This window comes from Deltaproteobacteria bacterium RBG_16_64_85, from assembly GCA_001798885.1.
In the GTDB taxonomy this organism is placed as follows: domain Bacteria; phylum Desulfobacterota; class Deferrimicrobia; order Deferrimicrobiales; family Deferrimicrobiaceae; genus FEB-35.
Window position 1 is genome coordinate 1 of sequence record MGQW01000077.1, and the last position, 5,955, is coordinate 5,955.

Annotated in this window: 7 protein-coding genes; 3 read left to right on the top strand and 4 right to left on the bottom strand. The window is 54.7% G+C overall.

Features of this window, described 5'->3' with window-relative positions:
• Positions 1–200: 200 nt before the first annotated feature.
• Both A2Z13_01320 and A2Z13_01325 read right to left on the bottom strand, forming a co-directional pair.
• Positions 201–599: a hypothetical protein gene (locus A2Z13_01320; protein ID OGP76873.1), complete on the bottom strand. Its 399-nt coding sequence runs from the start codon at positions 597–599 to the stop codon at positions 201–203.
• Positions 600–601: 2 nt separating this feature from the next.
• Positions 602–1,435: a hypothetical protein gene (locus tag A2Z13_01325; GenBank protein ID OGP76874.1), complete on the bottom strand. Its 834-nt coding sequence runs from the start codon at positions 1,433–1,435 to the stop codon at positions 602–604.
• A 357-nt stretch (positions 1,436–1,792) separates the two neighbouring features.
• On the opposite strand from A2Z13_01325, the gene A2Z13_01330 reads away from it, so the two are divergent.
• The 3 genes from A2Z13_01330 to A2Z13_01340 all read left to right on the top strand — a co-directional run bounded on the left by A2Z13_01330 (position 1,793) and on the right by A2Z13_01340 (position 4,816).
• A complete protein-coding gene (locus A2Z13_01330) occupies positions 1,793–2,260 on the top strand; it encodes a methylglyoxal synthase (GenBank protein ID OGP76875.1) in 468 nt (155 codons plus the stop codon).
• Positions 2,261–2,300: 40 nt separating this feature from the next.
• Positions 2,301–3,164, top strand: coding sequence for a hypothetical protein (locus tag A2Z13_01335; protein ID OGP76876.1), 864 nt, complete (start codon positions 2,301–2,303; stop codon positions 3,162–3,164).
• A 368-nt stretch (positions 3,165–3,532) separates the two neighbouring features.
• Positions 3,533–4,816, top strand: a complete 1,284-nt coding sequence (locus tag A2Z13_01340) for a hypothetical protein (protein OGP76877.1) — start codon at positions 3,533–3,535, stop codon at positions 4,814–4,816.
• 26 nt (positions 4,817–4,842) lie between these two features.
• Here the strand turns inward: A2Z13_01340 and A2Z13_01345 are convergent, their stop codons facing one another.
• Together A2Z13_01345 and A2Z13_01350 are read right to left on the bottom strand one after the other, a co-directional pair.
• The gene (locus A2Z13_01345; protein OGP76878.1) at positions 4,843–5,247 is read right to left on the bottom strand and encodes a hypothetical protein; all 405 of its coding nucleotides are present in this window, start codon (positions 5,245–5,247) and stop codon (positions 4,843–4,845) included.
• A gap of 63 nt (positions 5,248–5,310) precedes the next feature.
• Positions 5,311–5,715 (bottom strand): hypothetical protein, encoded by a 405-nt coding sequence (locus tag A2Z13_01350; GenBank protein ID OGP76879.1) that lies wholly within the window; start codon positions 5,713–5,715, stop codon positions 5,311–5,313.
• Positions 5,716–5,955: the final 240 nt, after the last annotated feature.

Sequence of the window (5,955 nt, forward strand, 5' to 3'; positions counted from 1 at the left end):
GCCTGCACCAGCTTTTTACACGATTCGGGTACGAGGGCGACCCGCTTCTCCCCCTCCCGGATCTCCCTTACCACCGCGATTTTCATGGCCTCCCCGCGGGTTCCGCAGCGAAAAAGTCGTGATGACAGCGTGTTAGATGCAAATTATAACGGAAAATTCGCGGGATAAGGAACGACTGGCGAACTACGACGGATGCCGGTTCAGGAAGGAGTCGAGGGGGGCTTCAGCGAAAGGATCCGTGCCTCCGATCCCTTCTCGGTCCCGGTGTTCGTCTTCATGCGGGATTGACCGTCGAATACCGCTCCTTCCGACACGGCAAGCCTCCCCGTCCGGACCTCTCCGGAGACGTGCGCCTTCGGCTTCAACTCCACGATCTCGTCCGCCTCGATGTTTCCTTCCACCTTGCCGGCCACGACCATTCCCCTCGTTTTGACATTGCCTTTGATCTTTCCGCTTTCCCCGACGATCACCCAGTCGGCGCAGACGTTGCCCTCCACGACACCGTCGATTCGCACCGTCCCCTTTCCGTTCAGCTCCCCCTTGACTACCGATCCGTCCCCGATGATCGTCTCGAGCTTTTGGGTTTTTTTCCCGAACATGGTCATTTCCTCGCAAGATAGGCCATCGGATTCACGTGGCGTCCGTTCTTCCAGATCTCGTAGTGGACATGAGGCCCCGTGGAAATACCGGTGGATCCCGTGATGGCGATTACGTCTTCCCTCTTCACCCGCTGGCCCACCCTGACGAGATTCCGCAGGTTGTGCGCATAGGCGGTGCTGAATCCGTGGCCATGCTCGATGACCACCGTGTTGCCGCTCCCCTCCGACGACCCCGAATAGCTTACGATCCCGTCCGCCGTTGCCTTTACGGGTGTGCCCTGGGGGACGATGATGTCCACCCCGGAATGGAATTTCTGATCTCCAAATTTCGGGTGCTCCCTGTAGCCGTATCCGGAAGAGATCAGACCCTGGACCGGCCACACCGAAGGGGTCGACAAGTAGATGTCTTTCTGTGCCGAAACGTATTTCCTGATCTCCGCGACGGACTCCATTTTCTCGTCGATCTGCTTTTTCAACGCTTCCATATCGAGGGAGCCCGCGTCTTCGATTTTGAACGTCTCGAGGACCTCTTTCTTTGAATTCAGCGAGAACAGTTTCCGGAACTGCTCTTCCGCAAGCTTCAACGAGTCCATCGTGGCATTCAGTTCCTGGAGACGGGAGGAGATCCGGGAGAGCTTTTCCCTCATCATGTAATATTCCATGGTGCGGACCGAGACGGTGAGGACGTAGGCCGTTCCCAGGAGAAACATGAGGACGGACAGGAGGATTCCCGCGCAAGGAAACAGAAACCTGAAAGGCTTCGCGCGCGAATGGGGCACCACCATGATGGTCACCGGAGTGAAGATCGTTTTAAGAAACCATCTGATGTTCTGCATCCGGACTCCTTCCGCGACCCCGCCGCTATCTCTTTGGCGGTAAGTTGGGAGCACGAACGAGTGGTGTCAAGGATCGAGCAATAACCGTTCCAGCGGTTTTTCGCATTAATGGAGCGAAAAAACAAAGAAATTTGGTCCCGGGAACCATTGCGGAATGACAATTATTGGATTTCGGCAGGGAAAAATTCGATTTATCGACAATGCACGGGATCGAGGCAGGCCGGCTCATGGATACGATCCGCTTGCCATGCCGCCATCGCCCTGCCGTTCGTTGAAGGTCACGCAGCTGAACCTGGGCGCTGATACAATGAGGTTGATTCATGGCAACTCGTTCGGGGGGAAAGGGGATCCATTTATATGACTCACAAGAAAATCGCCATGGAACATGACAAGAAGATTGCCCTTGTCGCGCACGACAACAAGAAGCGGGATCTGGTGGAATGGGCAAAATATAATCGTGTGCTCTTGGCTCACCACAAGATCTATGCAACCGGGACAACCGGCGAGGTATTGGAACAGGAGCTGGGCTTCAAAATTACCAAACTCCAGAGTGGGCCATTGGGCGGTGATCAGCAAATCGGCGCCAAGATAGCCGACAGCGAGATTGATTTTCTCATCTTTTTCTGGGACCCGCTTGAACCGCAACCCCACGATCCCGATGTCAAGGCGCTCTTGCGCATGGCGGTCGTTTGGAACATCCCCATCGCCTGCAATCGTGCTTCCGCCGATTTCATGATCTCCTCCCCCTTGATGGATGGCGATTATGACCGTCTTGTGCCGGATTATGATTCGTATCGAATCCGGAAGATCGCCGGGGACGAATGAGCAGGTTGGTGAACCGGGACCCTTTCGAAAGGGCAAATTGATGCGTTTCCCCCTTTTGCCCGACCGACCCTGGACGCTTCTGGTCATCGCTGTCGCAGGGTATTTCGCAATTCTCGTGTTCGTCTACTTTCGGCAGGAAAAGATCCTGTATGTTCCCGAAGTCTACCCATTGGCGTCGGCGGCAATCCGGGCGAAGGCGCTTCATTTTCGCCTCTGGCCGGAACATGCCCCCGATTACCACGGTTTCGTCCAGGCAGACGGGCCCACATCGCCGAAAGGAGTGATCCTGCTGCTCCATGGGAACGCAGGCACGGCGCCGGACCGGTTCTTCTACGCGCAGGAATTGGGGCAACTCGGGTATCGGTTGATCCTCTTTGAATACCCCGGCTACGGGGCGCGCCCGGGGAAATTGGGGGAAGCCACCTTCGTTTCCGCCGCGGTGGATGCGGCCCGCGCGGCGGTCGAACAATTCGGCGGTCCGCTGTATCTGCTGGGCGAATCGTTGGGGTGCGGCGTAGCGTCTGCGGTGGCGGGTTCGAAACAGGCTCCGGTCGCCGGAGTGGTATTGATTACCCCTTGGGATACGCTGCCCGACATGGCGCAATCCGTGTTCTGGTATTTCCCGGCAAAATGGATGACCCGGGACAGGTACGACAACGTCCGGAACCTGAGCGAATACATCGGGCCGGTGGCGGTGGTGGTGGCGGAAAAGGACGACGTCATTCCGCCCGAACGCGGTCTCCGGTTGTTCGAACTGCTTTCCGGGAGGAAAAAGCTGTGGCTGTTGCCGAACGCAGGCCACAACACCTGGCCTGCCGCCGTGGATTCCCTGTGGTGGAGTGACGTCATGCGTTTTGTGGCGACGGAAAAACCGCCTGCCGATGTCCCGTCTCAGCCCCGATAGCCGCTCCCTCGTGGAGGCAAACCGCGCCGATTTTCGGCGTATCCTGAATATGTACCTGAAGAGGATCGAGGACCCGTGAGGAACCGACGACCCGGGTGGATAGCCGATCCCTTCCTGATCGGTCGGCGGCGGGCTCGGGGTTCGAGTCCCCAATCGCGCGATGGGAAAAGACTGGCGCGCCATACCAGACGAAACTGGGCACTACTGGGAGGAAATGCTCGCCTTACCCTGATCCCTTATCCGGCCCGAATAATGGCTCCCCGGGCAGCGCGAATCCGGGCAACAGTAAAGATTATTTCAAATAAATCCGAAACAGAGATAGGGAAGAAAAAGAAAGATTCGACCCCCCAGGGAGCAAGAGGGAAATCATGATCCATGACCCGATCGTGATGCTCGACAACCTGATTCTTTCCCTATCCGATTCCCTGGACTTGGTTCACCCCTGCGCCGTGGATCATCAGCAGCGCGTCGCTTACATTGCGCTGCGACTTGGGCATGCAATGGGATTCAATCCTGGTGCGCAGGCCGACTTGATGTACGCGGCCGTCTTGCACGATATCGGTGTTCTCTCGGTAGAGGAGAAGATCGCAACGATGAAAGCCGGGTTTGAGGAGCATCGATATCACACGGAACTGGGGGCCGACCTCCTTTGTCGATTCAGCCTCTTTAAAAAGGCATCGGATCTCGTTCGAATCCACCACCATTCCTGGGGCGAAGAAGAGGCATGGGACGAAACGGGTCCGAATGTCCGGTTATCCGGCAACGCGATCCATCTTGCCGATTATATCGATCGTTTTATCCAAAGAAACACAAGCATACTGGGACAGGTAAAAGCAATTCGAAGCGAAGTGGCACGGCGGGAAGGAACGCTGTTTTCCCCCGACCTTGTAAAATGTTTCCAGGAACTGGCCATTCAGGAATCTTTCTGGCTGGATTTTACCTCTTCCAGAATCTATCGGGTGCTATTGGATATGATCGCGTGGCCCCGCGTGGAACTTCAGCTCGACGAACTCGAGCAGATCGGGATGATCTTCAGCCATATCGTGGATTTCCGCAGCCCCTATACCGCAACGCATTCGGCCGGCGTCGCAACCGTCGCACGGGAATTGGCAAAGAGAATGTATTTTTCCGAAAAAGATTGCCGATTGATGCTTGTGGCAGGGTCTCTTCACGATCTTGGAAAGGTTGCAGTACCGAACTCCATCCTCGAAAAACCGGGAAAACTCGACCCGGGTGAATTCGATGTGATCCGGGCGCACACCTATTTCACCTACCAGATCCTGTCAACGATCGGGGGGTTTGAAGATATCGCCAAGTGGGCGTCCTTCCATCACGAGCGGCTCGACGGGAAAGGATACCCGTTCCACCTCAACGGAAGCGAGCTCTCATTGGGTTCCCGTATCATGTGCGTGGCTGACGTATTCACCGCCGTGGCCGAAAATCGCCCTTACCGGCGCGGTACGGAGCGTAAGGAAACCTTGCCGATCCTTCTCAACCTCGTAAAATCCGGGTCATTGGATGGAAATATCATCAAGATACTGGAGGACAATTACGAGGAAATCGACAATATCAGGGCGGGTGTGCAAAAAATCTATTCGGCTGATTATAAGAATTTAATTGCTCTTCGATCTTTGTGCTCCTTTAACGTTTGACGTCTTCACGCACAACTCGAACCCGGCTACTCCGTCACACCAGATAGATATTCCCCGTACTTTTTATCCTCTTCAAGGATATGGTGCGAAAACCAGTCTCTTAAAAATACCAGTGTGCTGATCGGGAGGTAGGCATCTCCCTTGGTATATTTATCCCGTAAATCATTTATTTGCGAGACGAAAAATTTATGCTCCTTTATCTGATAGGCAAGGCCGGGGAAGCCTGTCATCTCAAGCAGTTTTTCCTCTTCAGTAAAATGGTACTTAATGTAATCGTCGGCCAGCTTCAACCCGCGTTCGATGACCTCCTTGCCCTTGCTTCCCCCCGCTGCTTCTTCCAACCGGGTAAGATAATCGAAAAATTTCTTGTGGTGTTTGTCCATCTCTTCGATTCCGGTGCGAAAATCATTTTTCCAAGTAAACGAGCTCATGGCGTACCTCCTTCTTTAATTTTCGGGGGGGGTTGGCTACCCCTAGGGGTTAGGGCAGGGGTCTCAAACTACTCCCTTCGCGGCAAAAAACGGCGCGTACTTCTTATCCGTTCCCTGGATGTGTTTAATCAGCCAGTCGGTTAGCGCACTGATCAACTGCGAGGCGTCGGAGAAACCTGCTTGGTGCAGATCCGCAATCTCAAGTAGTTTCCCGGTCGCCGCTTCGTGGATTTTCTTATGCCGCTCATAATCGGGGTATCCGTAATCCCGCAACATCTGCTCTTCCTCGGAAAAGTGGTTATAAGCGTACAGAATCAGCTTGTCGATCGCCTTTCCAATCTCCGTCTTTCCCTTCCCCTGCGACACAGCATCTTCCAACGAATTCAAGATGTTCAGAAAGGTCGCATGTTCCTCGTCAATCTTTCGAATACCCAACCGGAATCCCTCGTCCCAGGTTTGCTGTCCCATACTGGTCCTCCCAGGAGTAGACGATGGACCATGGAATCACTAACCAACGGTCCCCAACCGTATTTCGGAATAAACCGGAGGGATCTTTAACGCCGCATAAATGAAAAACGGAGAGTGTAAATCCTCCACGCTCTCCGTGCGTTAGGCTGGCGCGCCCTGAGGGATTCGAACCGCATGAGCCTCGGCGATCACGCCATTACCCTGTCGAGGATAGAGAGCAGGGTACCCCAGGGAGCGAAC